This window comes from Streptomyces sp. NBC_01224 (assembly GCF_036002945.1).
In the GTDB taxonomy this organism is placed as follows: domain Bacteria; phylum Actinomycetota; class Actinomycetes; order Streptomycetales; family Streptomycetaceae; genus Streptomyces.
This window is the reverse complement of record NZ_CP108529.1, coordinates 3,447,428-3,472,767: the sequence shown is the minus strand read 5'-3', so window position 1 is coordinate 3,472,767 and position 25,340 is coordinate 3,447,428. Positions and strand designations below refer to the sequence as shown.

20 protein-coding genes are annotated in these 25,340 nt (G+C 69.8%); 9 read left to right on the top strand and 11 right to left on the bottom strand.

What is annotated here, in order from left to right; genetic code table 11:
• Positions 1–107 precede the first annotated feature (107 nt).
• The gene (locus OG609_RS14950) at positions 108–2,138 is read left to right on the top strand and encodes a thioredoxin domain-containing protein (RefSeq protein WP_327273277.1); all 2,031 of its coding nucleotides are present in this window, start codon (positions 108–110) and stop codon (positions 2,136–2,138) included.
• Between the two features lie 37 nt (positions 2,139–2,175).
• Here OG609_RS14950 and OG609_RS14945 read toward each other — a convergent pair whose 3' ends face one another.
• The 3 genes from OG609_RS14945 to trhA all read right to left on the bottom strand — a co-directional run bounded on the left by OG609_RS14945 (position 2,176) and on the right by trhA (position 5,186).
• Positions 2,176–2,808 (bottom strand): TetR/AcrR family transcriptional regulator, encoded by a 633-nt coding sequence (locus OG609_RS14945; RefSeq protein WP_327273276.1) that lies wholly within the window; start codon positions 2,806–2,808, stop codon positions 2,176–2,178.
• 11 nt (positions 2,809–2,819) lie between these two features.
• Complete coding sequence (locus OG609_RS14940; protein WP_327273275.1) at positions 2,820–4,337, bottom strand: MFS transporter; 1,518 nt, start codon at positions 4,335–4,337, stop codon at positions 2,820–2,822.
• 150 nt (positions 4,338–4,487) lie between these two features.
• On the bottom strand, positions 4,488–5,186 hold the full coding sequence (gene trhA, locus OG609_RS14935) for a PAQR family membrane homeostasis protein TrhA (RefSeq protein WP_327273274.1): 699 nt from the start codon (positions 5,184–5,186) through the stop codon (positions 4,488–4,490).
• A 196-nt stretch (positions 5,187–5,382) separates the two neighbouring features.
• Between trhA and OG609_RS14930 the strand changes: the two genes are divergently transcribed.
• Positions 5,383–7,209, top strand: a complete 1,827-nt coding sequence (locus OG609_RS14930) for a phosphoenolpyruvate carboxykinase (GTP) (protein WP_327273273.1) — start codon at positions 5,383–5,385, stop codon at positions 7,207–7,209.
• A gap of 460 nt (positions 7,210–7,669) precedes the next feature.
• Positions 7,670–8,173 (top strand): hypothetical protein, encoded by a 504-nt coding sequence (locus OG609_RS14925; RefSeq protein ID WP_327273272.1) that lies wholly within the window; start codon positions 7,670–7,672, stop codon positions 8,171–8,173.
• 49 nt (positions 8,174–8,222) lie between these two features.
• On the opposite strand, the gene OG609_RS14920 is transcribed toward OG609_RS14925, so the two are convergent.
• The 4 genes from OG609_RS14920 to OG609_RS14905 all read right to left on the bottom strand — a co-directional run bounded on the left by OG609_RS14920 (position 8,223) and on the right by OG609_RS14905 (position 11,985).
• Complete coding sequence (locus OG609_RS14920; RefSeq protein WP_327273271.1) at positions 8,223–8,633, bottom strand: SCO4983 family protein; 411 nt, start codon at positions 8,631–8,633, stop codon at positions 8,223–8,225.
• Between the two features lie 97 nt (positions 8,634–8,730).
• Positions 8,731–9,942, bottom strand: a complete 1,212-nt coding sequence (locus OG609_RS14915; protein WP_327273270.1) for a pyridoxal phosphate-dependent aminotransferase — start codon at positions 9,940–9,942, stop codon at positions 8,731–8,733.
• Between the two features lie 276 nt (positions 9,943–10,218).
• Positions 10,219–11,076, bottom strand: coding sequence for an arylamine N-acetyltransferase family protein (locus OG609_RS14910; RefSeq protein ID WP_327273269.1), 858 nt, complete (start codon positions 11,074–11,076; stop codon positions 10,219–10,221).
• 27 nt (positions 11,077–11,103) lie between these two features.
• On the bottom strand, positions 11,104–11,985 hold the full coding sequence (locus tag OG609_RS14905; RefSeq protein ID WP_327273268.1) for an NAD(P)-dependent oxidoreductase: 882 nt from the start codon (positions 11,983–11,985) through the stop codon (positions 11,104–11,106).
• Positions 11,986–12,081: 96 nt separating this feature from the next.
• Here OG609_RS14905 and OG609_RS14900 point away from each other — a divergent pair, with 96 nt between their 5' ends.
• The gene (locus tag OG609_RS14900) at positions 12,082–12,429 is read left to right on the top strand and encodes a winged helix-turn-helix transcriptional regulator (protein ID WP_327273267.1); all 348 of its coding nucleotides are present in this window, start codon (positions 12,082–12,084) and stop codon (positions 12,427–12,429) included.
• A 22-nt stretch (positions 12,430–12,451) separates the two neighbouring features.
• On the opposite strand, the gene OG609_RS14895 is transcribed toward OG609_RS14900, so the two are convergent.
• Together OG609_RS14895 and OG609_RS14890 are read right to left on the bottom strand one after the other, a co-directional pair.
• Complete coding sequence (locus OG609_RS14895; protein ID WP_327273266.1) at positions 12,452–13,180, bottom strand: response regulator; 729 nt, start codon at positions 13,178–13,180, stop codon at positions 12,452–12,454.
• Positions 13,177–17,397, bottom strand: a complete 4,221-nt coding sequence (locus OG609_RS14890) for a HAMP domain-containing protein (protein WP_327278054.1) — start codon at positions 17,395–17,397, stop codon at positions 13,177–13,179. Before OG609_RS14890 ends, OG609_RS14895 begins: the two co-directional genes overlap by 4 nt.
• 204 nt (positions 17,398–17,601) lie before the next feature.
• On the opposite strand from OG609_RS14890, the gene OG609_RS14885 reads away from it, so the two are divergent.
• The 4 genes from OG609_RS14885 (at position 17,602) to OG609_RS14870 (ending at position 21,692) form a co-directional block, all read left to right on the top strand.
• A complete protein-coding gene (locus OG609_RS14885) occupies positions 17,602–19,521 on the top strand; it encodes a SpoIIE family protein phosphatase (protein WP_327273265.1) in 1,920 nt (639 codons plus the stop codon).
• 60 nt (positions 19,522–19,581) lie between these two features.
• Complete coding sequence (locus OG609_RS14880) at positions 19,582–19,761, top strand: hypothetical protein (RefSeq protein WP_327273264.1); 180 nt, start codon at positions 19,582–19,584, stop codon at positions 19,759–19,761.
• 30 nt (positions 19,762–19,791) lie between these two features.
• Positions 19,792–20,658, top strand: coding sequence for an AraC family transcriptional regulator (locus OG609_RS14875; protein ID WP_327273263.1), 867 nt, complete (start codon positions 19,792–19,794; stop codon positions 20,656–20,658).
• A gap of 173 nt (positions 20,659–20,831) precedes the next feature.
• Positions 20,832–21,692, top strand: a complete 861-nt coding sequence (locus tag OG609_RS14870; RefSeq protein ID WP_327273262.1) for a S1 family peptidase — start codon at positions 20,832–20,834, stop codon at positions 21,690–21,692.
• A gap of 66 nt (positions 21,693–21,758) precedes the next feature.
• Here the strand turns inward: OG609_RS14870 and OG609_RS14865 are convergent, their stop codons facing one another.
• Positions 21,759–22,580 (bottom strand): TetR/AcrR family transcriptional regulator, encoded by an 822-nt coding sequence (locus OG609_RS14865; RefSeq protein WP_327273261.1) that lies wholly within the window; start codon positions 22,578–22,580, stop codon positions 21,759–21,761.
• An 84-nt stretch (positions 22,581–22,664) separates the two neighbouring features.
• On the opposite strand from OG609_RS14865, the gene OG609_RS14860 reads away from it, so the two are divergent.
• Positions 22,665–23,516: a siderophore-interacting protein gene (locus OG609_RS14860; RefSeq protein WP_327273260.1), complete on the top strand. Its 852-nt coding sequence runs from the start codon at positions 22,665–22,667 to the stop codon at positions 23,514–23,516.
• A 157-nt stretch (positions 23,517–23,673) separates the two neighbouring features.
• On the opposite strand, the gene OG609_RS14855 is transcribed toward OG609_RS14860, so the two are convergent.
• On the bottom strand, positions 23,674–25,206 hold the full coding sequence (locus tag OG609_RS14855) for a S8 family serine peptidase (RefSeq protein ID WP_327273259.1): 1,533 nt from the start codon (positions 25,204–25,206) through the stop codon (positions 23,674–23,676).
• Positions 25,207–25,340 lie beyond the last annotated feature (134 nt).

The window sequence follows — 25,340 nt, the reverse complement described above, 5'->3', positions numbered from 1 at the left end:
ACGACGATTGCAACTGCCCCTGCTGTCATCGCCGCCCAGTGTGCTGGGTACGGCGCGTCAGCGCGAGAGAGCGATGCGATCAACCGGGCCTGAGAGAGGATGTGGGTATGCCGAATCGCCTGGACCGTGAGACTTCCCCGTACCTCCTCCAGCATGCCGACAATCCGGTCGACTGGTGGCCGTGGTCGCCCGAGGCTTTCGAGGAGGCACGCAGGCGGAATGTGCCGGTGCTGCTCAGCGTCGGCTACGCGAGCTGCCACTGGTGTCATGTGATGGCGCACGAATCGTTCGAGGACGACCGGGTCGCGGCCTATCTGAACGAACACTTCGTCCCGGTGAAGGTCGACCGGGAGGAGCGGCCCGACGTCGACGCCGTGTACATGGAGGCCGTGCAGGCGGCGACCGGCCAGGGCGGCTGGCCGATGACCGTCTTCCTGACCGCCGACGCCGAACCCTTCTACTTCGGCACGTACTTCCCGCCCGAGCCGCGCCACGGCATGCCCTCCTTCCATCAGGTGCTCGAAGGTGTCGCGGCCGCCTGGTCCGACCGGCCCGACGAGGTCGCCGAGGTCGCCGGACGCATCGTCCACGACCTCACCCAGCGCTCCCTCGCACACGGCGGCGAAGGCCTGCCGGGCGAACCCGAACTGGCGCAGGCGCTCCTCGGGCTCACCCGGGAGTACGACGAGAAGCACGGCGGGTTCGGCGGCGCGCCCAAGTTCCCGCCGTCCATGATCATCGAGTTCCTGCTGCGCCACCACGCCCGCACCGGGGCGGAAGGCGCCCTGGACATGGCCGCCGACACCTGCGCGGCGATGGCCATGGGCGGTATGTACGACCAGCTCGGCGGGGGTTTCGCCCGCTACTCGGTGGACCGGGAGTGGGTGACGCCGCACTTCGAGAAGATGCTTTACGACAACGCGCTCCTCTGCCGGGTGTACGCCCACCTGTGGCGGTCGACGGGCTCGGAACTGGCCCGCCGGGTCGCTCTGGAGACCGCCGACTTCATGGTGCGCGAGCTGCGCACGCCGGAGGGCGGTTTCGCCTCCGCGCTCGACGCCGACAGCGAGGACGGGGCCGGCCGGCATGTCGAGGGCGCGTACTACGTATGGACGCCCGAGCAGCTGAGGGAGGTCCTCGGCGATCAGGACGCGGCTTTCGCCGCCGAGCACTTCGGGGTGACGGAGAAGGGCACGTTCGAGGAGGGCGCCTCGGTCCTCCGGCTCGCGCGGACGGGCACCGTGGTGGACGCGGACCGGGCCGCCGACGTACGGGCCAAGCTGCTGGCCGCCCGTGAGCTGCGCCCGCGTCCCGGGCGGGACGACAAGGTGGTCGCCGCCTGGAACGGCCTGGCGATCGCCGCGCTCGCCGAGACGGGGGCGTACTTCGACCGGCCCGATCTGATCGAGCGCGCCACCGAGGCGGCGGATCTGCTGGTACGGGTGCACATGGGCGACGTGGCCCGGCTGACCCGTACGTCGAAGGACGGGAGGACCGGCGGGCACGCCGGGGTCCTGGAGGACTACGGCGATGTCGCGGAGGGTTTCCTCGCCCTGGCCGCGGTCACCGGTGAGGGCGTCTGGCTGGAGTTCGCCGGCTTCCTGCTCGACATCGTGCTCCAGCACTTCACCGGCGAGGGCGGGCAGCTGTACGACACGGCGGACGACGCCGAGAAGCTCATCCGCCGCCCGCAGGACCCCACCGACAGCGCGACCCCGGCGGGCTGGACGGCGGCGGCCGGTGCGCTGCTCTCGTACGCCGCTCACACCGGCTCGGAGGCCCATCGCACCGCAGCGGAGGGGGCGTTGGGCGTGGTGAAGGCGCTCGGCCCGCGGGTTCCCAGGTTCATCGGCTGGGGGCTCGCCGTCGCTGAGGCGCTGCTCGACGGGCCGCGCGAGGTCGCGGTCGCCGGACCGGTCGGCGGCGAACTGCACCGTACGGCGCTGCTGGGGCGGGCGCCCGGTGCGGTGGTGGCGGCGGGGGAGACGGCAGGGACGGAGTTCCCGCTGCTGGCGGACCGGCCGATGGTGGGCGGGGCGCCGACGGCGTATGTGTGCAGGCACTTCGTCTGCGATGCGCCGACGACGGACCGGGAGGCGCTGGCGCGGAGCCTCGGATCAAGTCTGTCCGACGACTGACGACGGAGCCGTCCCGGGACTGAGGGCGAAGCCCCGGCTACAGCGTCAGCCCGGCTTCGAGCGTGTCCAGTGCCTGGTTGATCAGCGCGATCAGGTCGCCCTCCTGGCCGTGCTCGCCCCAGTACAGCGTCACCTCGCGCAGCGCCCCCAGCACCGCCGCGATGAACACCCTGACCTCCAGGTCGTCCGGGCCGCGGCCGCTGCGGTCGGCGAGCGCCCGGGCCAGCACCTTCGCCGTGTCCGACATGGTCTCCGTCATCCGCGCCCGGATGGCGGGGACCTCCACCATCAGCCGGGTGCGCTGCCGCAGTTCTTCCTCCTCGCTCGCGAGGAACGCCGTCAGCGCCTCGGCCATGATGAACCGCAGCGACTCCAGCGGAGGTTCGTCGGCCGGCCGGTTCCGCAGCTCGGCCTCCATGATCGGGTCGTACTCGTCGGTGAGGACGATGTCCTCCTTGGTCGCGAAGTACCGGAAGACGGTGCTCGGCGACACCTCGGCCGCCTCCGCGATCTGCTCGATCGTCGTCGCGTCGTACCCCTGCTCGGAGATCAGCCGGTATGTCGCCCGGCGGATCGCGATCCTGGTCTTGAGCTTCTTCCGCTCGCGCAGCCCCATCGCGGGAGGCGTCCCGGGGGCGGAAACGGAAGGGGTACGAGAGGTGGCGGCCATGGTCGCCATTGTCAGGCATCGACGGGCGCGGGGGCCACGTCCGCCCCCTCCCGGGACTCGGTGGGGAGGTTGGTCAGGAACGCCCCGACCAGCAGCGCGGACACCAGGGCCGTGACAGCGATCACGAGCAGGACCACGCTCATGCCGTGGACGTACGCCGCGTCCGCGGAGCCGGCCAGCCGCTGCGCGCCGAGCTTCGCCGCGACGACATGGGCGGCGACGACCGAGTCCCCGGCCGTGTCCGCGGCGGCGGCCGGTACGCCGGTGGTGTCGAGCCGGCCGCTGTACGCACCGGCGAGCAGGCTGCCCAGCAGCGCGATCCCGAGGGCGCTGCCCGTCTGCCGTACGGTCATCAGCAGCCCCGAGCCGCTGCCCGCACGGTCCGCGGGCAGGGCGGCCAGCGCGGCGTCCATCGCGGGGACGACGGCGAAGCCGAAGCCGACCCCGGCGACGGAGAGCCACAGCGCCGTGAAACCGTAACCGCTGTCGACGGTCGTACGGCTGCCGAGGAGCGCGGCGAAGGCGAGCACGACCAGGCCCGCCGTCATCGTGGCGCGCGCCCCGAACCGCCGGGTGACGGGGGCGCCCGTCTTCGCGGCGACGAGCAGCCCGCCCATCATCGGCAGCATCCGCAGCCCCGTACCGAAGGCGTCGTGGCCCAGGACTGCCTGGAGGTAGCCGGGCAGGATGAACATCAGCCCCGACATCACGAACATCACCAGGGTCGCGGCGAGCACGCTCAGCAGGAACGGCCGCTGCCGCAGCAGGGACATGTCGAGCATCGGGCGTTCGGCGCCGCGTTCCCGTACGACGAGCGCACCGATCAGTACGGCACCGGCGGCCAGCATGCCCAGCACCAGCGGGTCGCCCCAGCCGCGTCCGGGGGCCTCGATGATCGCGTAGATCAGCGTGCCGAGACCGGCCGCGGTCAGGGCGGTGGAGACGGCATCGACCTTCGGGGAGGCCGGGTCGCTGGTCTCCGGGAGCAGGAACACGCAGGCAGTGATGGAGATCGCCACCATCGGGATGTTGATCAGGAAGATCGAGCCCCACCAGAAGTGGTCCATCAGCCAGCCGCCGAGGATCGGGCCGAGCGGCAGCCCCAGCGCGGAGGCGGCCGAGACGATACCGATGGCCTTGACCCGGTCCTCGGGCGCGCCGAACAGCGACGGAAGCACGGCCAGCGCGAGCGGCATGACGAGCGCCGCGCCGATGCCCATCACACAGCGGGCGGTCACGACGGCGGGCACGGCGTCGGCGAGCGAGCCGATGAGCGAGCCGATCAGAAAGATGCCGAGGCCGGTGATGAGCATCCGGCGACGCCCGAACCGGTCACCCAGCAGCCCGGCCGGGAGCATCAGAGCGGCGAAGACCACGACGTATGCGTCGGCCATCCACTGCTGCTCGCCGGTGGTCGCGCCGAGCTGTTCGGTCATGGTCGGCAGCGCCACGTTGAGGATCGTCATGTCGAATCCGAGGACGAGCATGCTCGCGACCAGCGCGCCCAGGGCCCACCAGCGTCGGTTCATGGGAAGACTCCTTCGAGAGTTACAGTCAAGTGGAAGTAACTCTCAAAAGATTGTGAGTGTCAATATGTATCGCCTGTCCGGGCCCGGGAATGAGCAATGGCCGCGGCTTTCAAGCCACGGCCATTGCGGGGAGGAGAGGGAAGGGGGCGCTCAGCTGTGGTTGTAGGCCACCAGTGAGATGCCGACGTAGTGCACGACGAAGGCCGCCAGGGTCAGCGAATGGAAGACCTCATGGAAGCCGAACCACCGCGGTGACGGATTGGGCCGTTTGATGCCGTAGATGACACCGCCGGCGCTGTAGAGCAGCCCGCCGACGACGACCAGCACCAGCACCGCGATCCCGCCGGTTCGCATGAAGTCCGGCAGGAAGAAGACCGCGGCCCAGCCCATCGCTATGTAGCAGGGCGTGTAGAGCCAGCGCGGTGCGCCGACCCAGAACACCCGGAAGGCTATGCCCGCGGTCGCCGCCGCCCAGACCGCCCACAGGAGTGGCGTCCCGGTCGACTCGGGGAGCAGGAGGAGGGTCAGGGGGGTGTAGGTGCCCGCGATGATCAGAAAAATATTGGCGTGGTCGAGCCGGCGGAGCACCGCCTCGCCGCGCGGACCCCAGGTGCCGCGGTGGTAGAGCGCGCTCACGCCGAACAGCAGGCACGCGGTCAGGACGTAGATGCCGCAGGCGATCCGGCCGCGGACGCTGTCCGTCAGGGCGATCAGCACGATCCCCGCGACGATCACGGCGGGAAACATTCCGGCGTGCAGCCAGCCACGCATTCGTGGTTTCGCCGGGACGGCGTCGGACTCGGCTGTTTCCAGCCCGGCTGGCTCGGGCGCGGCGGCGGCAGCAGTCATTCCCGCATCGTACCTACGCAACCGTAGGTAACGAATGCGAGTGGCAATGCTCACGTGGGCGGCCCCCTGGACATATGGGCGAATCGGTCGGATGATCAAATGAGTGCGTTCGGCACCGGATGAGCGGCTACGAAGCATCCGGGTCGCGGCCCCCACGGGGCGACTACCAAACAGACACCCTCACCAAGGAGCGATCGTGGCGCGCGACATCGCGGCTCCCCTCACTGCCCCCACCGACCACCAGGAGCTCGTTTCCTGGGTGAATGAGATCGCAGCCATCACCGAGCCGGACCGGGTGGTCTGGTGCGACGGCTCCGAGGCCGAGTACGAGCGCCTGTGCGGGGAGCTCGTGGCCAAGGGCACGTTCACGAAGCTGGACGAGATCAAGCGCCCGAACTCCTACTACGCCGCGTCCGACCCCAGTGACGTCGCGCGCGTCGAGGACCGCACCTTCATCTGCTCCGAGAAGGAGGAGGACGCGGGCCCGACGAACCACTGGAAGGCCCCCGCCGAGATGCGGGAGATCTTCACCGGTGAGAAGGGTGTCTTCCGCGGCTCCATGCGCGGTCGCACGATGTACGTCGTCCCGTTCTGCATGGGCCCCGTCGGCTCCCCGCTCTCCGCGATCGGCGTCGAGATCACCGACTCCGCGTACGTCGCCGTCTCGATGCGCACCATGACGCGCATGGGACAGGCCGTCCTCGACGAGCTCGGCACCGACGGATTCTTCGTCAAGGCCGTCCACACGCTGGGCGCGCCCCTGGAAGAGGGCCAGGAAGACGTTCCGTGGCCGTGCAACACCACCAAGTACATCTCGCACTTCCCCGAGGACCGCGAGATCTGGTCGTACGGCTCCGGCTACGGCGGCAACGCCCTGCTCGGCAAGAAGTGCTACGCGCTGCGCATCGCCTCCGTCATGGCGCGCGACGAGGGCTGGCTCGCCGAGCACATGCTGATCCTCAAGCTCACGCCGCCGCAGGGTGAGCCGAAGTACGTTGCCGCCGCGTTCCCGAGCGCCTGCGGCAAGACCAACCTCGCCATGCTGGAGCCCACGATCTCCGGCTGGACCGTCGAGACCATCGGCGACGACATCGCCTGGATGCGGTTCGGCGAGGACGGCCGCCTCTACGCGATCAACCCCGAGGCCGGTTTCTTCGGCGTCGCGCCCGGCACCGGCGAGCACACCAACGCCAACGCCATGAAGACCATGTGGGGCAACTCCGTCTTCACCAACGTCGCGCTCACCGACGACGGCGACGTCTGGTGGGAGGGCATGACGGAGACCGCTCCGGCCCACCTCACGGACTGGAAGGGCAACGACTGGACGCCCGCGTCCGACACGCCCGCCGCCCACCCCAACGCCCGCTTCACCGTCCCGGCCGGCCAGTGCCCGATCATCGCGCCCGAGTGGGAGGACCCGAAGGGCGTGCCGATCTCGGCCATCCTCTTCGGTGGCCGCCGCGCCTCGGCCGTACCGCTGGTCACCGAGTCCTTCAACTGGCAGCACGGCGTCTTCCTCGGAGCCAACGTCGCCTCCGAGAAGACCGCCGCCGCCGAGGGCAAGGTCGGCGAGCTGCGCCGCGACCCGTTCGCCATGCTGCCGTTCTGCGGCTACAACATGGGCGACTACATGAACCACTGGATCAAGGTCGGCGCGGACAAGCCGGACCAGTCGAAGCTCCCGAAGATCTACTACGTGAACTGGTTCCGCAAGAACGACGCGGGCAAGTTCGTGTGGCCCGGCTTCGGCGAGAACAGTCGCGTCCTGAAGTGGATCGTCGAGCGCCTGGAGGGCAAGGCCGAGGGCGTCGAGACGCCGATCGGCATCCTGCCCGCCAAGGGCGCCCTGGACACCGATGGCCTGGACCTCTCCGAGTCCGACCTGGACTTCCTGCTCGACGTCGACAAGGAAGTCTGGCGCGAGGAGGCGGGGCTGATCCCCGAGCACCTCAACACCTTCGGTGACCACACACCGAAGGAACTGTGGGACGAGTACCGCGCGCTGGTCCAGCGCCTGGGCTGAGGCCCCGGGCGCACCCCGCGTGGGCGCGCCCCCACGCACCCCGCGGCCGGGTCTTCAGACATCCGCCCTGACCTGTGGGGTCAACGGCCCGCCGCGGTACGGCCCCCGGAATCCCCTTACGGTTCCGGGGGTCGCCCTTTCCCGCCCCTTTTGTATCGACGGCGTCGGCGACGGTACGGGTCCGCAACCAGCCGCGCTCGTGGCCATGTTGTGACCGGGTGAGTACTCCGAGTGCGGCATGGTCCGGCTTACGACCTCGCCCACGATTGGCAGTGGGAGAAGGAGCGGTGTCCGGGGCCTCGAATCCAAGGCGGAGGAGGGAGTCGACGCGGAGCGTCGGCGACTGACGACAACGCCGGAGGCGGAGGTCCCGGACACCGCGACGCCGCTGACAATCGCGGGCGAGGTCGTTACCGTGAGCCGGACCATGCCGTTGGTGTGCGGGATCCGTGGGGGGATCATGACGTATTCCGGTGAGCCGCTCTTCCCGGGGCGGCGGAACAGAATCCCGCCCTGGGTGATGGCCGTGATCGTGCTGTCCGTCGTCGTGGTGATCCTGGTCCCGGTCGGCTTCGTCGTGAGCTTCTTCTACGTATGGGGGAAGAACCACGAGAACCTGCGCTTCCCGTCCGACGACGTGACTCTCTCCTCCTGCCGACAGGACGCGGTGACCGGTCGCCCGGTGGTCGAGGTGCTGGTGGTCAGCGAGGCGGCGCAGCGCGGGACCTTCACGGTCCACGTCGAGTTCCGCGACGCAAGAGGCAAGGGCAAGGGCAAGGGGGAGGGCAACAGCAGCCCGGCCGGGAAACGTACCGTCGTCTTCAAGGACCTGGAGCGGGGCGGCACGGAGACCGAGGAGGTTGTCGGGCCGGCCCCGGTGCGGGGGCGGCCGGAGTGCGTGGTCGCGGACGCGACGTTCCTGTCGACCGCCTTGGCCGCGACATCCCGGCCGGGAGCGCCATGAATGAGTGGCACCCGGTCCACGCGCCTCGGCGGCCCGTGGACCGGGGCCGTCAGAGGGCGCCGACCAGTCGCGAGGGGGCGGCGGGGGCGGTGGCAGCGGCGACCGCCGCCGTGTGGGCGTCCATGCGCTCGGCCGCGAGAATCGCGACGGCCGTGTCGGCGCGGGACGCGGCCACCACCAGTGCGCGGCCCGCGAGGGCATGGGCGCGGCGGTGCAGCGCGAGTGCGGGTGCATCGGTTCGACCGGCGTGCCGGGCGGGTGGCGCACCGCGCAGCCTGGCCACCTGCTCGGCGATGCGGTCGCCCGCCGCGCCGAGGTCCAGCTCGTCGGTGACCGCGAGAAGTGCGGCCAGGTGTCCGGCGAGCTGGATGTCCAGCTCTTCCTCGCGGGAGCGGTGCGGGAAGTCGTCGGCGTGGTCGGCCGGTGTGTGGACCGATTTGGTGCGGATCGGTTCGTACATGGATGGCCTCCTGGTGTTGCTGTGGAACCATCCTACATTGGATTCAGTCTAAAGTTATCTGCAATCGATTCCGCGGTGGAGGGGGAGCGGCCGCCCGCTAAGGCTGGCCGTATCCGTCCAGGAAGTGCGCGATCCGGGTCACCGCGTCCGTCAGGTCCTCGGTCGAGGGCAGCGTCACGACACGGAAGTGATCGGGCTCCGGCCAGTTGAACCCGGTACCGTGCACGACCATGATCTTCTCGGCCCGCAGCAGGTCGAGGACCATCTGCCGGTCGTCCTTGATCTTGTAGACCTTGGGGTCGAGGCGCGGGAAGAGATACAGCGCCCCCTTCGGCTTCACGCAGGTCACGCCGGGGATCTGGGTCAGCAGGTCGTACGCGACATCCCGCTGCTCCAGGATCCGCCCGCCCGGCAGCACCAGATCGTTGATCGACTGCCGCCCCCCGAGCGCGGTGGCCACGGCGTGCTGCGACGGCATATTGGCGCACAGCCGCATATTGGCGAGGATCGTCAGCCCCTCGATGTATGAGGAGGCGTGAGCCTTCGGACCGCAGACCGCCATCCACCCCGAGCGGTATCCGGCCACCCGGTAGTTCTTGGAGAGTCCGTTGAAGGTGAGCACCATCAGATCGGGCGCGATCGTCGCGGTCGGGGTGTGGGTCGCTCCGTCGTACAGGATCCGGTCGTAGATCTCGTCGGAGCAGACGACCAGATTGTGGCGCCGGGCGATCTCCGTCAGCCCGCGCAGCATCTCGTCGTCGTACACCGCACCCGTCGGATTGTTCGGGTTGATGATCACGAGCGCCTTGGTGCGGTCGGTGATCTTCCGCTCGATGTCGGCGAGGTCCGGCATCCAGTCGGCCTGCTCGTCGCACCGGTAGTGCACGGCCGTACCGCCAGCCAGTGACACCGAGGCGGTCCACAGCGGGTAGTCCGGAGCCGGTACGAGGACCTCGTCGCCGTCGTCCAGCAGTGCCTGCATCGACATCTGGATCAGCTCGGAGACGCCGTTGCCCAGGTAGATGTCCTCGACGTCGAGGTCGATCCCCTTGGTCTGGTAGTGCTGCATCACCGCCCGGCGCGCGGACAGCAGCCCCTTCGCATCGCCGTAACCGTGCGCCCCGGAGAGGTTGCGCAGTATGTCTTCGAGAATCTCGGGCGGGCACTCGAACCCGAACGCGGCAGGGTTACCGGTGTTCAACTTGAGGATGCGGTGACCGGCTGCTTCCAGCCGCATCGCCTCCTCGAGCACGGGGCCCCGGATTTCGTAACAGACATTGGCGAGCTTCGTGGACTGGATGACCTGCATGTCTGGGAGCTTACGACTGCGTTTCACGCGCCGCCCGGGCTTTCCCCTCCGGTTGCCCCACCCGGGTAACCCCGGCGCCCCGCTCCGTCTTCCATAGCCATGCGCCCACCGCCCCCGAACCGTGGGAACGCCGGTCCGGGACGGAGCGGGGCTTGGAATGGGCCGGAATGGGGGCGTGACGGACGCGGACGGGTGAGATGCGCCACGTGAGCGGCAGTGTTCGGGGCGTGAGGGGCGTGAGGGGCGCTGGGAGGCGTGAGGGGCGCGTCCCTCACGTCACTCCGGCAGCCGTGTGCCCCGGGGGAGGTGGATGCCGAAGTCGGCTGCCAGGACCCGGAGCACCTCGGCGCCGTCCGTCAGCTCCCGTTCCTCGCGGCTGCCGTCGTTCGCCGTGACCGCCAGTGTGCGGCCTGTGAGGGACAGATGGGCGTCCGGGGTGGTGCGCTGGATGTACACCTGGTGCTGGAACGGGGAGCGCGGGTTGGTCGCGATGTGCCAGTTGATGACCTCGTAGTCCGGCGCCTCGAACGGTTCCAGCGTGAAGGCGTACTGGGCCTCCCACCTCCCGTCGGCGGTCCGCGCCTGGAGCTCCCACTGCTCCAGCGGCCCGTCGTGCGGGGTGTGCACGAGCCGGTGGCGGCGCGGGGCGTCGTGCAGCTCCGCGTCCGCGACCAGGGGGATCGGCTCCAGCAGCGAGCCGGTGGCGCCGAAGCCGACATCGGCCAGATACGGGATCGGCTCGCCCGGCACCTCGGCCCGCATCAGCATGTGGGTGCGCGGCCGTACGTCCCCGGGCCCGGCCCCCAGCACGACCCGTGCGCAGAGCAGCGTGATCCTGAACCCGAGCGCGGTCAGCGCGGCGGCGAGCAGGGTGTTCTGCTCGTAGCAGTACCCGCCGCGCCCACCCCGTACGAGCTTCGCCTCCAGGTCCGCGAGCGCGAGCGAGGGCGCGTTGCCCAGAACGGGGTCCAGGTTCTCGAACGGGATGCCCAGTGCGTGGGCGCGGTGCACGGAGCGCAGTACCTCCGCGGTCGGCCGGCGCTCCCCGGTCCAGCCGATGCGGGCGAGATAGGCGTCGAGGTCGAGGCCGGGGGCGGTGCGGTGGCCGTGGGCGGCTTCGCGGTCGGATGTCATGCGCCGACCGTACGCAATCGGGTGGGGTCAGAGTGCCAGCAGGTCGACCACACCCGTCGTGCTCTCGTTGCCGCGCCCGTTCGCGAGAAGACGTTCCATCAAGGTCAGGTAAGGAGTGAGGAGTTCGGCGCTGACGCCCTGTTCTTCGGCCGTGCGCAGCAGGGTGGCGTTGCCCGCGACCTGCATGGCGAGATTGGACACCACCCCGCGCGTGTAGTCCCCCTCGGCCAGTTGGGCGGCGGCCGCGTGCACGGAGGACGTCATGGCGACGAGCCAGTCGGCGAGCAGCGGGGCGAAGGCCGTCGGCTCGATGTTCTCCTTGCGGATCAGCGCGAACGCGTGCGAGATCCCGGCGAACATCCCGTTCATCGCGCTCAGCAGCGCCACGTCGTGCAGGGCGGCGAAGCCGGCGTCCTCGCCGACGTAGGAGGTGCCGGCCGGTACGGCCAGGGTGTCGCGGTGGGTGTCGAAGAGGGCGCGGGAGCCGCTGTAGAAGACATGGGCGCCGGAGCCCGGGGCGCCGATCATCGGCGGGACCGCCATGATCCCGCCGTCCACGAAGCGGGCCCCGTGCTCGCGGGCCCGGACGGCTCGGGCGCGGGCCTGGGCGGGCGTGGAAGTGGTGAGGTTGACCAGGTCCTTGCCGGCCAGGTCCACGCCGGTCAGGGCCTCGTCGACCGAGGCGTCGTCGAGCAGGCAGACCACGACCAGCCTGCCGGCCGCCACCGCCTGCGCGGCGGACCCGGCGACGGCCGCCCCTTCGGCGGCGAGCGGCTCGGCCCTGCCGGGGCTGCGGTTCCAGACGGTGAGCGGATGCCCGGCGGCGAGCCAGGTGCGGGCGAGCGCGGTACCCATGGCACCGAGCCCGAGGAGAGTGAGCGGCGACTTCTCAATGGCGTTGTCGGTCATGCCGATTAGGCTTGTCGCAGGCCCGGAAGTGATCAAGTACGCACTTCGAAGTGGGTGGTTACCGCCGGGTGAGCGAGCAGGTGGGAGGGGCGGACCATGGGTACCGTACGGAGGCCGGGGGCGTACGTCTGCGGGATCGACGCCGCGATGGATGTGATCGGCGGCAAGTGGAAGGTGCTGATCCTCTGGGCGCTCAATGAACAGGTGTGCCGCTTCGGCGAGCTGCGCAGGATGGTCCCCGGAGTGACGGAGAAGGTGCTCACGTCACATCTGCGGGAGCTGGAGGAGGACGGCATCGTGCACCGCGAGGTGCATGCGGAGGTGCCTCCGCGCGTCGAGTATTCACTGACCCCGCTGGGTGTCGGACTCAACGAGGCGCTGGGGCCGCTCGGCGCGTGGGGAAGGGAGAACATCCTTCAGGGCACGGCACCGCCCCAGCCGTGATGAATCACGTCCGGGCGCGTTCCTACGTCTCGCGGGCCGCCATCAGCAGTTCCACGGCCCGTTCCAGTTCGACGATGCGGTCGGCGAGGTCGGCCCGGCCGGGGCTGTCCGCGTCTCGCAGCAGGAGTTCCGCCTGGGCGAGTTGGCCGGCGACCTCGGCGAGCCGGTCGGGCGCTTCCGGGGGCGCCGGGTGTTCCGCGGAGTCCGCAGGGCCCGCGTGGTCCGTACCGTACGACGGCTCGGCGGATGCGCGAGCCGGGTCGGGGGCGGCCGACGGGATCCCGGGGTGGCCGCCTTCGGCCGTCAGGAGACGCTTCAACTGCTCGGCCTGGTCGACGAGTTGGCGGTTCTTGCGGTGCAGGTCGAGGAAGACGTTGACCTTGGTCCGCAACAGCCAGGGGTCGAACGGCTTGATCAGGAAATCGGCAGCGCCGACCGTATAGCCGCGGTAGGCGTAGTTCGGATCGACTGCGGCACCGGTCAGCAGGATGATCGGGACGTCCTTCGTCTGGTCGAGGCCCTTGATGTTGGCGGCGGTCTCGAAGCCGTTCATGCCCGGCATCATCACGTCGATGAGCACGACCGCGAACTCCTGGCGCAGCATCGCCTTGAGAGCTTCCTCGCCCGATTGTGCGCGGACCACTTGGGCCAGCGAGCCGAGTACGGCTTCGAGGGCGACCAGATTCTCCTCCATGTCGTCGACGATGAGGATGCTGGAGGTCTCCGATGCTGCGTCCCGTGTCGCCGTCATGATGGCCGCCCTGTCGCGTCGTTGTCGTCGTTCCTGTCGGTGGGGGTGCCGTCGTCGTCCTGGTCGGGGAGGATGTCGCTCCGGTCCCGGTCCGTGGAGCGGGTGTTGTCGGAAGGACCGGGCCGCGGCTCCGGCGAAGTGCACTGCGGGTCGAGGAGCCGGCAGATCACGGACAGCAGGCGGTCGACGTCCACCGGCTTGGGGACGTAGTCGTTCGCGCCGCTCTCGATGGCTTTCTCCCGGTCACCGGGCATGGCCTTCGCGGTGAGCGCGATGACCGGCAGGTCCGCGAAACGAGGTGTGCGGCGGATCGCCGCGATCATCTCGTACCCATCCATTTCGGGCATCATGATGTCCATCAGTACCAGTGATACGTCAGGCGTCCGATCGAGGACCTCAAGGCCCTCGCGGCCGTTCTCCGCGTATTTGACGCTGATGCCGACGCGGCCCAGCACATGCGTCAGCGCGAAGACGTTCCGGATGTCGTCGTCGACGATGAGGATGCGACGGTTGGCCAGCACGCCGGCGGCGCGGCCGGTCAGCCAGTCCTTGAGCCGGGTCGTCTCGGGCCAGCTGACGCCGTCGTCGTCGCTGTCGGGCCGGGTTCCGGTGCGGGACAAGGAATCCTGGGTGCTGAGCGCATCGGTCTGCGCGGCTCCGGGCCGGGCCGCGGGCCGGCCGACCAGGCGGGCGGGTCCGGCGATGGCCCGGGTGGCGCCGCTCGCGGGGCGCGGTTCGACCGCGGGGACGGCGTCGGAGGGCGGACTTGTGTAGTGCGCGGGGACGAAGAGGGTGAAGGTGGAACCGGCGTCCGGCTCGCTCTCGGCGATGATCCGGCCGCCGAGCAGGCCCGCCATTTCCCGGCTGATGGAGAGGCCGAGCCCGGTGCCGCCGTATTTGCGGTTGGTGGTGCCGTCGGACTGCTGGAACGCCTCGAAGATCGCGTCGAGCTTCTCCGGCGGGATACCGATTCCGGTGTCCTTGACGCTCATGGCGATGACGGCGTCGGCATTGCGCAGCGTCTCCTCCTCGAAGTCCGAGGGCGTCGCGCGTTCGACGAGCAGTTGCACTCCGCCGGACGAGGTGAACTTCATCGCGTTGGAGAGGAGGTTGCGGAGGATCTGCTGGAGACGCTGCTCGTCGGAGAAGAGTTCGAGGGGCACGTCCTCGCCGACCTCGATGTCGAACGACAGGCCGCGGTCCCGGGAGAGCGGCTGGAACGTCGCCCGTACGTAGTCGAGCAGCTTGTTCAGCGGCAGCGTCTTGGGATGCACATCCATCCGGCCTGCTTCGATCTTCGACAGATCGAGGATGTCGTTGATCAGTTGCAGCAGGTCGGAGCCCGCCCGGTGGATGGTGACGGCGAACTCCACCTCCTGCGGGGAGAGGTGGTCGTCGGGGTTGTCGGCGAGCAGCCGGGACAGCACGAGGAGCGAGTTGAGCGGGGTGCGCAATTCGTGCGACATGTTTGCCAGGAATTCCGACTTGTACTGGGAGGACGTGGCCAGCAGCGCCGCCTTCTCCTCCAGCTCGGCGTTGGTGAGCTGCAACTCGTCGGAACGCTTGCGCAGTTCGACGGTGAGGCGCTGGGATTCCGAGAGGAGCGACTCGGTACGGGAGTTGGCGATGATGGTGTTGATGGAGACACCGATGGTGTTCACGAACTGGTCGACAAAAGCGAGGTGGACCTCGCTGAAACGGCTGAACGAGGCCAGTTCGATGACTCCGAGCACCCGGTCCTCGAAGAGGATCGGCAGGATGACGACACTGGCCGGGGGCGCGGCGCCGAGGCCGGAACTGATGGTGATGTATTCCGTGGGGACCGCCTCGATGAGGATCCGCCGTTTCTCCGTGGCGGCCTGGGTGATCAGACCCCAGCCGGGAGCGTCGAGGCTGAGCCGGGTACGCCGGCGGCGGCCTTCGGGCTGTCCGGTGCCGTAACCGGCCAGGAGCTCAAGATCCTCACCGGGTGCCGCACCCGCCTCGGCCAGGAAGAACGCGCCGTACTGGGCGTTCACCAGAGGGGTCAGCTCGCGCAGGATCAGGTCGGCGACCTCGACCAGGTCGCGGTGGCCCTGCATGAGTCCGGCGATACGGGTCAGGTTCGACTCCAGCCAGTCCTTGGCGCGGGTGGTCTCACGGAGGTTCGCCACCATGAGGTTGATGTTGTTCTTCAGGGCGGCGACCTCGCCCTGGGCCTCCACCGAGATGGAGCCGGACATGTCGCCCTGCGTGACGGCGCTGGCGACCTCGGCGATCGCGCGCACCTGGGTGGTCAGGTTCAGTGCCAGCTCATTGACGCTGGTGGTCAGTCCCTTCCATGTCCCGTAGACGCCCTCCACCCGGGCCTGGCCGCCCAGCTGCCCCTCGCTGCCCACTTCGCGGGCCACTCGTGTCACCTCGGAAGCGAACGCGGAGAGCGTGTCGACCATGGTGTTGATCGTGGACTTGAGTTCCAGGATCTCGCCGCGCGCGTCCACGTCGATCTTCTTCGACAGGTCACCCTCGGCGACCGCGGTGGCGACCTGGGCGATGTTGCGGACCTGGGAGGTGAGGTTGTCGGCCATGAAGTTGACGTTGTCGGTGAGGTTCTTCCAGACCCCCGAGACGCCGTGGACCTGGGCCTGGCCGCCGAGTCGCCCCTCGGTGCCGACCTCGCGGGCCACCCTGGTCACCTCGTCCGCGAACGCCCGCAGCTGCTGGACCATCGTGTTGACGGTGTCCTTCAGCTCCAGGATCTCGCCGCGCGCGTCCACGTCGATCTTCTTCGACAGGTCGCCGTTGGCGACGGCGGTGGTCACCTGGGCGATGTTGCGGACCTGAGAGGTCAGATTGAGCGCCATGCGGTTGACGTTGTCGGTGAGGTCCTTCCAGACCCCGGAAGCGCCCCTGACCTGCGCCTGACCGCCCAGGTTGCCCTCGGTGCCGACCTCGCGGGCGACGCGGGTGACCTCGTCGGCGAAGGCGGAGAGCTGGTCGACCATGGTGTTGATCGTCGACTTCAGCTCCAGGATCTCCCCCTTGGCCTCCACGGTGATCGTCTTGCCGAGGTCGCCCTCGGCGACCGCGGTGGCGACCTGGGCGATGTTGCGGACCTGGGAGGTGAGGTTGTCGGCCATGAAGTTGACGTTGTCGGTGAGGTCCTTCCAGACCCCGGACACGCCCCTGACGTGGGCGCGGCCGCCGAGCTGGCCCTCGGTGCCGACCTCGCGGGCGACCCGGGTGACCTCGTCGGCGAAGGCGGAGAGCTGGTCGACCATGGTGTTGATCGTCGACTTCAGCTGCAGGATCTCGCCCCGCGCGTCCACGGTGATCTTCTGACTGAGGTCGCCGTTGGCGACAGCGGTGGTCACCTGGGCGATGTTGCGGACCTGGGACGTCAGGTTGGACGCCATGAAGTTGACGTTGTCGGTGAGGTCCTTCCAGACCCCGGACACGCCCCTGACCTGGGCACGGCCGCCGAGCTGGCCCTCGGTGCCGACCTCGCGGGCGACCCTGGTCACCTCGTCGGCGAACGCCCGCAGCTGGTCGACCATGGTGTTGACCGTGAGCTTCAGCTCCAGCAGCTCGCCGGTGGCTTCGACCGTCACCTGCTGCGTCAGGTCGCCGCGTGCCACCGCCGTCGTCACGACCGCGATGTCCCGCACCTGCGCCGTAAGCCGGGACGCCATCGTATTGACCGCTTCGGTCACATGGAGCCAGTCGCCCGACAGCCCCTGCGCCTTCGCCCGGCCGCCGAGACGGCCCTCGGTGCCGACCTCGCGGGCGACCCGGGTCACCTCACCGGTGAAGAGGGAGAGCTGGTCCACCATGCGGTTCACGCCGATGCCCAGGCGCCGCAGGTCGCCGCGGAGCTGGCGGCTCCCGTCGTGCAGATCGACGTGCTGGGTCAGATCACCGTCCGCGACGGCGTCGAGCACCCGGGTGGCCTTGGCGACCGGTACCACCAGCGCTTCGAGCACCGTATTGGCGGCCTCGATGTTCGTCGTCCAGGTCCCCGAGCCGGGACTCGCCGAGATCCGCTCGTCCAGCCGTCCCTGTCGGATGATCTCGTGGCGTACCCGCTGGAGCTCCGAGGCGAGATGCGCGTTCCGCGCGACGATCTGCTGGAACACCCCGGCCATTTCGGCCGGCACCCCGTCGGGCAGCGCCACTCCGCCCCGTTCCTCCGATTCCTCCACCCGCGCCGTGAAATCTCCGTCGCACAGGGCCTTCATCGCGGCGAGCAACGGGCGCAGATCGCTCGCACGAACCCACTGTCCGTCTGACTGTGTGCCGGGCCGGGCCGGGGCCAGTGCCATGGAAACACCCTCCGCCCAAGATCCATTGGTGCTCACCGGAGATTCATTCAGTGACGCATGTCATAGTATAAAGCGCACGAAAGCACTCTTTCTCGTGCGTATTTGGTGCATACGGGAGGAATGGTGATCCCGTTGTCCGTACACGCGAGCCAGTCCGTGTCCAGGAAGGGGCTGTCGGCGAACCAGCTGGCGGCCGCCCGGGCGCGGGAATTCGTGTGTGCGGCGCTCCATGGGTGGACGGCGGAGCTCGCGGACGGGAGCGGGGCGTCGGCCACCGATGCGACTCCCGATGCGGGCGCGGCCCCTGCTCCGGTTCCGATCCCCGGGGAGATCGAGGAGCTCGTCGATGACGCCGTCCTGCTCGTCAGCGAACTGGTCACCAATGCCGTCATGTACGCCGGCACCGATATCGACGTGGTCTGCCGCCTGGAGCGGAACCCGGTCACCCGGGTGGGTGTCGTCGTGGAGGTCGTGGACCGTCACCCCTCCAGAGGGGTGCGCGGCCCAGTGGACACCCGGCACGGTGAGCCCGGCTTCGGGCTCCAGCTGGTGAACGCGCTCTCGGAGTCCTGGGGCGTGACCTACCGGCGGGCGGAGAAGCGGGTCTGGTTCCGGCTGGAGGTCGCGGCGAGAGAGACACCTGTGACAGAGCCGGCCTCCTCCGGGCCCGGTACCGCCGAGCCCGGCAGTGACGCACGGTCCCATGACGCAGGGCCCCCCGTACATCCGGCGCATGCCCACGGGTACACCCCCGAGTGGACCGACCGCGGCGGCCCGTCGTTCCTCGCCGAGACCAGCGAACTCCTGGCGGGGCAGCTCGACGAAGCCATGGTCACCGCGCTCGCGGCCCAGATGCTCGTACCCCGGCTCGCGGACTGGTGCGGCATCTGGCTCAGCACGCCGGGGAGGGGCCTGCAACTGTCCCGGGTCTGGCACGCCGACGAGCAGCGCATCGCTCCGCTGCGCGAGGAACTGGAACGGATTCCGCCGCCCGCCGCGCTCCGCAGCGGGGGTACGCCCTGGCCGTGGCCCGAGAGTGCCGGCGCCGACCGTGCGGGCGGGTCGGCGTTCGCCTTCCCGCTTGTCGCCCGCGACACCGACCAGGGCGTACTGCTGCTCGGCCGGGCCGGGCAGTCGCAGATGACCGACACCGTGGTGCGGATGGTGCAGGACGTGGCCCGCAGGGTCGCGCAGGCCGTGTTCACCGCCCGCCAGTACACCCGGCAGCGCAGGATCAGCGCCGCGCTCCAGCGCAGGCAACTGCCGGCGACGCTGGCCAGGATCGCCGGCGTCGACACGGCGATCGTCTACGAGCCGCACGGCGAGGGCCAGACCGTCGGCGGCGACTTCTACGACATCTTCCCGATGGGCGAGGACCGCTGGTGCTTCCTGCTCGGGGACGTGCAGGGAAAGGACCCGGAGGCGATGTCCGTCACCGGCCTCGCCCGGCACCTGGTGAGACTGCTGGCGCGCGAGGGGCATGGCGTGGAGTCGGTGCTCGGCCGGCTGAACGTCGCCATGGCGGAAGAGAGCGCCGAGGCATTCGCCCTCGGCGCCGAGCTGACGGGCTCCCGCTTCCTGAGCCTGCTGTACGGGGAGTTGATGGTCGACCCGGGCGTGGCCGGAGCCCGCTGCACGGTCGCCAGCGCAGGTCATCCCCCGCCGCTGCACATGTTCGCCGACGGCAGGGTGGAACCGGCCTCCGAACCCCAGATGCTGCTCGGCATCGATGAGGGTGCTGAATTCCGGGCCGGCACCTTCCGCCTCGCGCCCGGCGAGACATTGTTGTGTGTGACCGACGGAGTCACCGAACGCCGCTGTGGCAACTGGCAGTTGGACGACAACGACGGTCTGGCCGATGTGCTCCGGCAGGGTATGGGGCTGGGCGCGAAGGCCCTTGCGGAGCACGTACGGCGCGCGGCGCACGACTTCGGGGTGGGGCCGCTCGAGGACGACCTCTCGGTACTGGTGCTGCAAGCGGTGGCGGGGGACTCCCGTGAGCGGCGAACCTGGACGTCGACCCGGGCGGACAAGGCCTGATACCGGCGGCCTGACGCAATCCGGGTGCGGCGGCGAACCCCACTCCGGCACACTGCGCCGGTGAACGCAGCCCCATACCCGTCGCCGCAGGCGCGGGCCCTGAGCCATGTCGAGTCCCGGTCCGCGGGCAGGCGGCTCGACATGGTCTGGCACTGCCTGGCCCGCTTCGGCGCACCGCCCCATCCGACCCGACCGATCCGGGCACAGAATGTCGGGTCCGACGGCGTGCGCGCTTCCTAACGTGAGTGCTCGTAAGGGAAGGAGTCCGGGGTGCTGGAACGGCTGAACCAGGCCATGGAGCACATCGAGTGCCGCCTCGATCAGCGGATCGATGCGGCCGAGCCGGCGCGGATCGCGCTGACGTCGGAGTATCACTTCCGGCGGATGTTCTCGGCGTTGGCCGGGATGCCCCTGTCGGAATACATCCGGCGCCGACGACTGACGATCGCGGGTGCCGAGGTGCTGGCAGGGGAGCGGACGCTGCTGGAGATCGCGGTGCGCTACGGCTACACCTCGGGCGAGGCGTTCGCGCGGGCGTTCCGGGTCATGCACGGCGTCGGTCCCGGCGAGGCCAGACGGACCGGTGCGGCTCTGCGGTCCCAGCCCCGGATGTCCTTCCACCTCGTGGTCGAAGGGAGCGGCAGCATGCGGTACCGGATCGTGGAGAAGGAGGAGTTCCGTGTGGTCGGGAAGAAGGCGCGGGTTCCGCTCGTGCACGAGGGGGTGAACCCGGCCATCGCCGAGTTCATCCGGGGCATCGGACAGGAGACGATGCGGCGCATCGCGGAACTGTCCGACCAGGAACCGGAGGGGATCGTCTCGGTGAGCGACAACCTCGCCGACAGCCGGGCGGAGGGGACCGAACTCGACTACTACCACGCCGTGGTGACCGGTGGGGCCGTGCCCGAGGACCTGGACGCACTGGTGGTCCCGGCGGGCACCTGGGCCGTCTTCGAGAACTCCGGGCCCTACCCGCAGGCACTTCAGTACCTGTGGCGGGATGTGTTCACCCAGTGGTTCCCGTCCAATCCGTACCGGAGCAGGCCCGGTCCCGAGATCCTGCGCACCCGGGTGTCGCAGGACGCCGGGGAGGCCGAGGCGGAGCTCTGGATCCCGGTGGAGCGGACCACGGCCTGAGGCCGGGGGCTCGGTCCGGACGGCTTGAGACCGAACGGCCTGAGACCCGACGGCTTGAAACCACCCCTTGTGGGGGCCCCTGCCGTGCGCCAACATGCGCATGTCAAAACCGAAGCAATTTCGGTAGCAGGGGCCACTTGGGCCCTGCACAGGTCACTGGAGGGGACCCCCACATGAAGAAGCCTCTCGTCGGCGCGCTCTTCACCGTTCTGCTGCTCGGGGCGGGAATCGCACCCGCGACCGCGGTTGCCGGCCACGACGTGGCATCGGCCGGCACCGTCAAGACGAAGCTCAGGCCCAAGGCGGTCAACTTCGCCGGGACCGTCGCGCTCAGCAACTGTTCCGGCTCCGTCGTCCGTACGCCCGGCTCCCAGCCCACCGACCCCGCGCTCGTGCTCTCCAACGGGCACTGCATGGAGTCGGGATTCCCGGGGCCGGGAGAGGTCGTGTTCGACCAGCCGTCCACCCGTAGCTTCACCCTGCTGAACGCCTCGGGCAGCGGAGTCGGCACCCTGCGGGCGAGCAAGATCGCGTACGGGACGATGACCGACACCGACATCTCGGTGTACCAACTCACCCGCACCTATGCCCAGATCGAGAGCAGCTACGGCATCAAGGCGCTGGAGCTCAACACCGCGCACCCGGTCCAGGGCACCGCGATCACGGTGGTCTCCGGCTACTGGAAGCGCACGTACGCCTGCAATGTGGACGGTTTCGTCTACCGCCTCAAGGAGGGTGAATGGACCTGGAAGGACTCGGTCCGCTACACCCCCGCCTGCCAGACCATCGGCGGTACATCCGGCTCCCCGGTGATCGACAACGCGACCGGCAAGGTCGTCGCCGTCAACAACACCGGCAACGAGGACGGGCAGCAGTGCACGGACAACAACCCGTGCGAGGTCGACGAGAGCGGCAATGTGACGGTGCGCCAGGGCATCAACTACGCCCAGGAGACCTACGGCATCGTGCCGTGCATCGGCGCCGGCAACAAGTTCGACCTCAACCGGCCGGGATGTGCCCTGCCCAAGCCGTGAGTTCATGAGCCACGCCGCCGCCGCGATGCCGACCGGGCACCGCGGCGGCGACGCGCGCTCGTGGGCTCACGGCGCGCCCGTACGCCGGATCGCCGCCTCGATCCCGTCGAGCAGCACATCGAGTCCGACGGTGAACGTCTCCCGCGCCTCGCGTTCCAGGTACGGCATCGCCTCCTCGCCGGGGGCGGAGGGTGGCTGCTGCGGGGTGCCCTCGCTCTCCATCGCGCTCAGGCTCGGATAACGGTCCGTGAAGTCGGGCGCCACCTCGCCCAGCAGCGCCGAGCGGGCGAACCACCACTCCTCGTCCGGCTCGCCCGTCACCGCCGCGGCCTGCCGCGCCTCGGCGACCGTCCCGGCGCAGCCGCGGACGAAGTGGGTCAGCGTGCCCACCAGCCGCCGCAGGAGCGGGGCGTCGAGCCCGGTTCCGTTCAGCAGGCGTACGAGCGTGTCGAGGCCGGCGTACTCGTGCGGGCCGAGGACCGGGCGGGCCTGGGAGACCTGGAGCACCCAGGGGTGGCGGAGGAGGAACGCGAGCGTGTCCCGCGCCCAATCATCCAGTCCCGTACGCCAGTTGTCGATGCCGGCGTACTGGGTGGGCAGCTCGGCGTGGACGGCGTCATACATCAGGTCCAGCAGCTCGCTCTTGCTGGGGACGTAGGTGTAGAGCGCCATCGCCGTACGGCCCAGCCGCTCGCCCACCGCGCGCATCGAGAGCGCGGCCATGCCGTCCTCGTCGGCGACGGCGATCGCTGCGGTCACGATCGCGTCCACGCTCAGCCCCGGCCTGGGGCCCGGCCCGGGGCTGCGGCGCGGCTGCGCCGACTGCTCGGCGCGCCACAGCAGGGACATCGAACGGCGGGCGTCGCCCTGTCCGGCAAAGACCACCACTTGCGACTCCTTACGCCATAAAGTAACTTCGCCGAGGTAATTCCTTACGGCATAAACTATCAGTCGCAGAGAGTGGGTGCCGCGATGGGGCAGGCATTGCCCGTGTCGTACGTACGGGTCGTGGGCGTGGAGCGGATCGCCCCGCGGACGGCACGCATCACCTTCGCCGGGGACGCGTTGGCGGAGCTCATGGAGGACCGGCCCGACCAGCAGATGAAGCTCTGCTTCCCGAGGGAGGGGCAGGACGTGCCCCGGCTGCCGGAGCCGGACGCCGACGACACGTACGGCATGCGGTGGTACGAGGCCTACCTCGCGATCCCCGAGCCCGAACGTCCGCTGATGCGGAGCTTCACGGTTCGCGCGTACGACCGACGGCTCGGTCTGATGGCCGTCGACTTCGTGCTCCACGGCGACGAAGGACCCGCCGCCCGCTGGGGCCGGGCCGCACGCCCCGGGGACGTCCTCGGCATGGTCGGCCCGTCGTCGATGTACGCCCGGCCGCTGCCTGCCGCCGACTGGCTGCTGCTGGCCGGGGACGAGACGGCGCTCCCGGCGATCGGGACGCTCCTGGAATCCCTCCCGGCCGGGGCGCGGGCGGTGGTGTACGCCGAGGTGGCCGACAAGGCGGAGGAGCAGGTGCTCGACTCGCCCGGCGAGGTGACCGTCCACTGGGTGCACCGGGACCGGGGCGAGACGTTGACGGACGCGGTGAGGGGTGCCGGACTGCCCGCCGGGTCCGGTGCGGCGTGGCTGGCCGGCGAGGCCGGGGCGGTGCGGGCCCTGCGCCGCCACCTGGTCGAGGAGCGCGGACTGCCCAGGGCCGCCGTGGAGTTCAGTGGCTACTGGCGGGCGAGCCTCACCCAGGACGACGCCCCGACCGAGGAGGACCTGGCCTGGGCGAAGGGGCGGGCGGCGGAGGACCGGGACCCGTCCTAGTGCTCCCGCGGCTCCCGCTTCGAAACGCTGAGGCCCGCCGCCCGACGGCGACGGGCCTCACGAAGGGGCCGCCATCGGCCGGCGGAGTCGACGGCCCGGCCCCTTGCGCGCGGAAGCCGCTTACGGCCTGATCCACTCTCTATCGTGCACCAGGCCGTTACTTCGTCACAGCGTTCAACGCGTTCACGATCCCCCGCCCGTAGAACCCGTTGTGGTTCTTCGGCCCCTTGCACACGGCGTCGATCTTGCCGTCGGAGTCGATGTCGTACGGATCCGTGCACGGCGTGGCGTCGGCCTGGGAGTACAGCAGGGCCTTCACCTGGCCGGCGGTGGCGTGCGGGTGCGTCGACTTGATGAGGGCGGCCACCCCCGCGACGTGCGGGGACGCCATCGACGTGCCCTTCTTGTAGGCCCACGTGCCGCCGGGCATCGTGCCGAGGATCCGACCATCGGTGGCCGGCGCGGCCGGGGGCTGGTAGAGGGGGGAGTCGCCTCCGGGCGCGGCGATGTCGATGACGTTCAGACCGTAGTTGGAGAACGACGACTTGATGCCCTTCGCGCCGGTCGCGGCCACGGTCACCACACCGGGCAGCTGGGGCGGTAGGACCAAGCACTTGTGCGGGTCGATCACGCGGTCGCCCGGCGTGCCGTCGTTCGGGGAGGCGGGGTCGGTGAGGGAGTCCGCGTCCAGGTCGCGGCTCTCGTTGCCCGCGGCCGCGACGTTGACCGTGCCCTTGCGCTCCGCGTACCGCGAGGCCCGCGTGGTGGCGTCGACGAGTGCCCTCTGGTCCGGGTCGTCGAGGCAGTTGAAGTTCCAGGGGTCGGTGTAATAGCTGTTGTTGGTGACGTCCACGTGGTGTTCGGCCGCCCAGACGAAGCCGCAGACCACGGCCTCGGTGTAGACGTAGTCCTCCGGGTCGGACACCTTGATGCCGGCGACCCGCACGCCGGGCGCGACGCCGGTCATGCCGATGCCGTTCTTGGCTGCCGCGATCACACCCGCGACATGCGTGCCGTGGGCGGCGCCCTCCGACGCGCTCGGCCGCCAGGCCCCGTCCGCGGTGTCCGGCTTGCCCGAGACGCAGTTGACGGACGCCTCGCGGTTGAAGTTCGGGGCGAGGTCGGGATGGGTGTCGTCCACGCCGGTGTCGATGACGGCGACCGTGACGTCGCGGCTGCCGAGCGTCTTCTCGTGGGACTTGTCCGCCTTGATGGCGGGCAAGTCCCACTGCGACGACTCCAGGGGGTCCTGGCCTTCGGCCGACTGAGCGCTCGCGACCTCCTTGGCGCTGAGCACCCGCGTCGCGCCGGCCTCGGTCGTCGACTGCGCGGCAAGGGGCGCGTTGCGGGTGACGCCGGCCGACTGCACGCCCGGAACCTTACGGACGGTCCGGGCGAAGTCGCGGTTCGAGGAGTGGACGACGATCACGCCGATCCGGTCGTACGAGATCACGATGGTGCCGCCCGCGTCGGCGATGGCCTTCTTCACCGTCGTGGACGGGCCTCGTCCGGTGGCGACGTTGACGATGTAGCTGAGGGAGGTCGCGTCGGCCGTCGTGGCCACCGTGGCCGTCGGGACCGCGTCGGCCGCCGACGCCGTGACGTTGGGGAGGAAGGCGAGGGCGGTCGCCATGACCATCCCCAGCGGAAGGGCGACGAGGCGACGGGAGCACGTGCGCGGCGCTGTCATAGAGGTCTCCAATTGGTTCGCGGTACGGGTGGTATGACGCGTGTGGAGACTCAACAAGTTGATCGACGGGGTCACTTGACTGTTCGCAGGGCGTTGACGATGCCGAGCCATGGAACCCGTTCACGCGCTCGCCA

What these genes read in the sequence shown, in the direction of transcription:
- OG609_RS14915 (WP_327273270.1), bottom strand. Translation starts at nt 9,942, where the DNA reads ATGCAGGTCATCCAGTCCACGAAGCTCGCCAATGTCTGTTACGAAATC.
- OG609_RS14925 (WP_327273272.1), top strand. Translation starts at nt 7,670, where the DNA reads ATGACGTATTCCGGTGAGCCGCTCTTCCCGGGGCGGCGGAACAGAATC.
- OG609_RS14900 (WP_327273267.1), top strand. Translation starts at nt 12,082, where the DNA reads ATGGGTACCGTACGGAGGCCGGGGGCGTACGTCTGCGGGATCGACGCC.
- OG609_RS14940 (WP_327273275.1), bottom strand. Translation starts at nt 4,337, where the DNA reads ATGAACCGACGCTGGTGGGCCCTGGGCGCGCTGGTCGCGAGCATGCTC.
- OG609_RS14910 (WP_327273269.1), bottom strand. Translation starts at nt 11,076, where the DNA reads ATGACATCCGACCGCGAAGCCGCCCACGGCCACCGCACCGCCCCCGGC.
- OG609_RS14870 (WP_327273262.1), top strand. Translation starts at nt 20,832, where the DNA reads ATGAAGAAGCCTCTCGTCGGCGCGCTCTTCACCGTTCTGCTGCTCGGG.
- OG609_RS14860 (WP_327273260.1), top strand. Translation starts at nt 22,665, where the DNA reads ATGGGGCAGGCATTGCCCGTGTCGTACGTACGGGTCGTGGGCGTGGAG.
- OG609_RS14895 (WP_327273266.1), bottom strand. Translation starts at nt 13,180, where the DNA reads ATGACGGCGACACGGGACGCAGCATCGGAGACCTCCAGCATCCTCATC.
- OG609_RS14855 (WP_327273259.1), bottom strand. Translation starts at nt 25,206, where the DNA reads ATGACAGCGCCGCGCACGTGCTCCCGTCGCCTCGTCGCCCTTCCGCTG.
- OG609_RS14920 (WP_327273271.1), bottom strand. Translation starts at nt 8,633, where the DNA reads ATGTACGAACCGATCCGCACCAAATCGGTCCACACACCGGCCGACCAC.
- trhA (WP_327273274.1), bottom strand. Translation starts at nt 5,186, where the DNA reads ATGACTGCTGCCGCCGCCGCGCCCGAGCCAGCCGGGCTGGAAACAGCC.
- OG609_RS14950 (WP_327273277.1), top strand. Translation starts at nt 108, where the DNA reads ATGCCGAATCGCCTGGACCGTGAGACTTCCCCGTACCTCCTCCAGCAT.
- OG609_RS14945 (WP_327273276.1), bottom strand. Translation starts at nt 2,808, where the DNA reads ATGGCCGCCACCTCTCGTACCCCTTCCGTTTCCGCCCCCGGGACGCCT.
- OG609_RS14890 (WP_327278054.1), bottom strand. Translation starts at nt 17,397, where the DNA reads ATGAAGGCCCTGTGCGACGGAGATTTCACGGCGCGGGTGGAGGAATCG.
- OG609_RS14905 (WP_327273268.1), bottom strand. Translation starts at nt 11,985, where the DNA reads ATGACCGACAACGCCATTGAGAAGTCGCCGCTCACTCTCCTCGGGCTC.
- OG609_RS14885 (WP_327273265.1), top strand. Translation starts at nt 17,602, where the DNA reads ATGGTGATCCCGTTGTCCGTACACGCGAGCCAGTCCGTGTCCAGGAAG.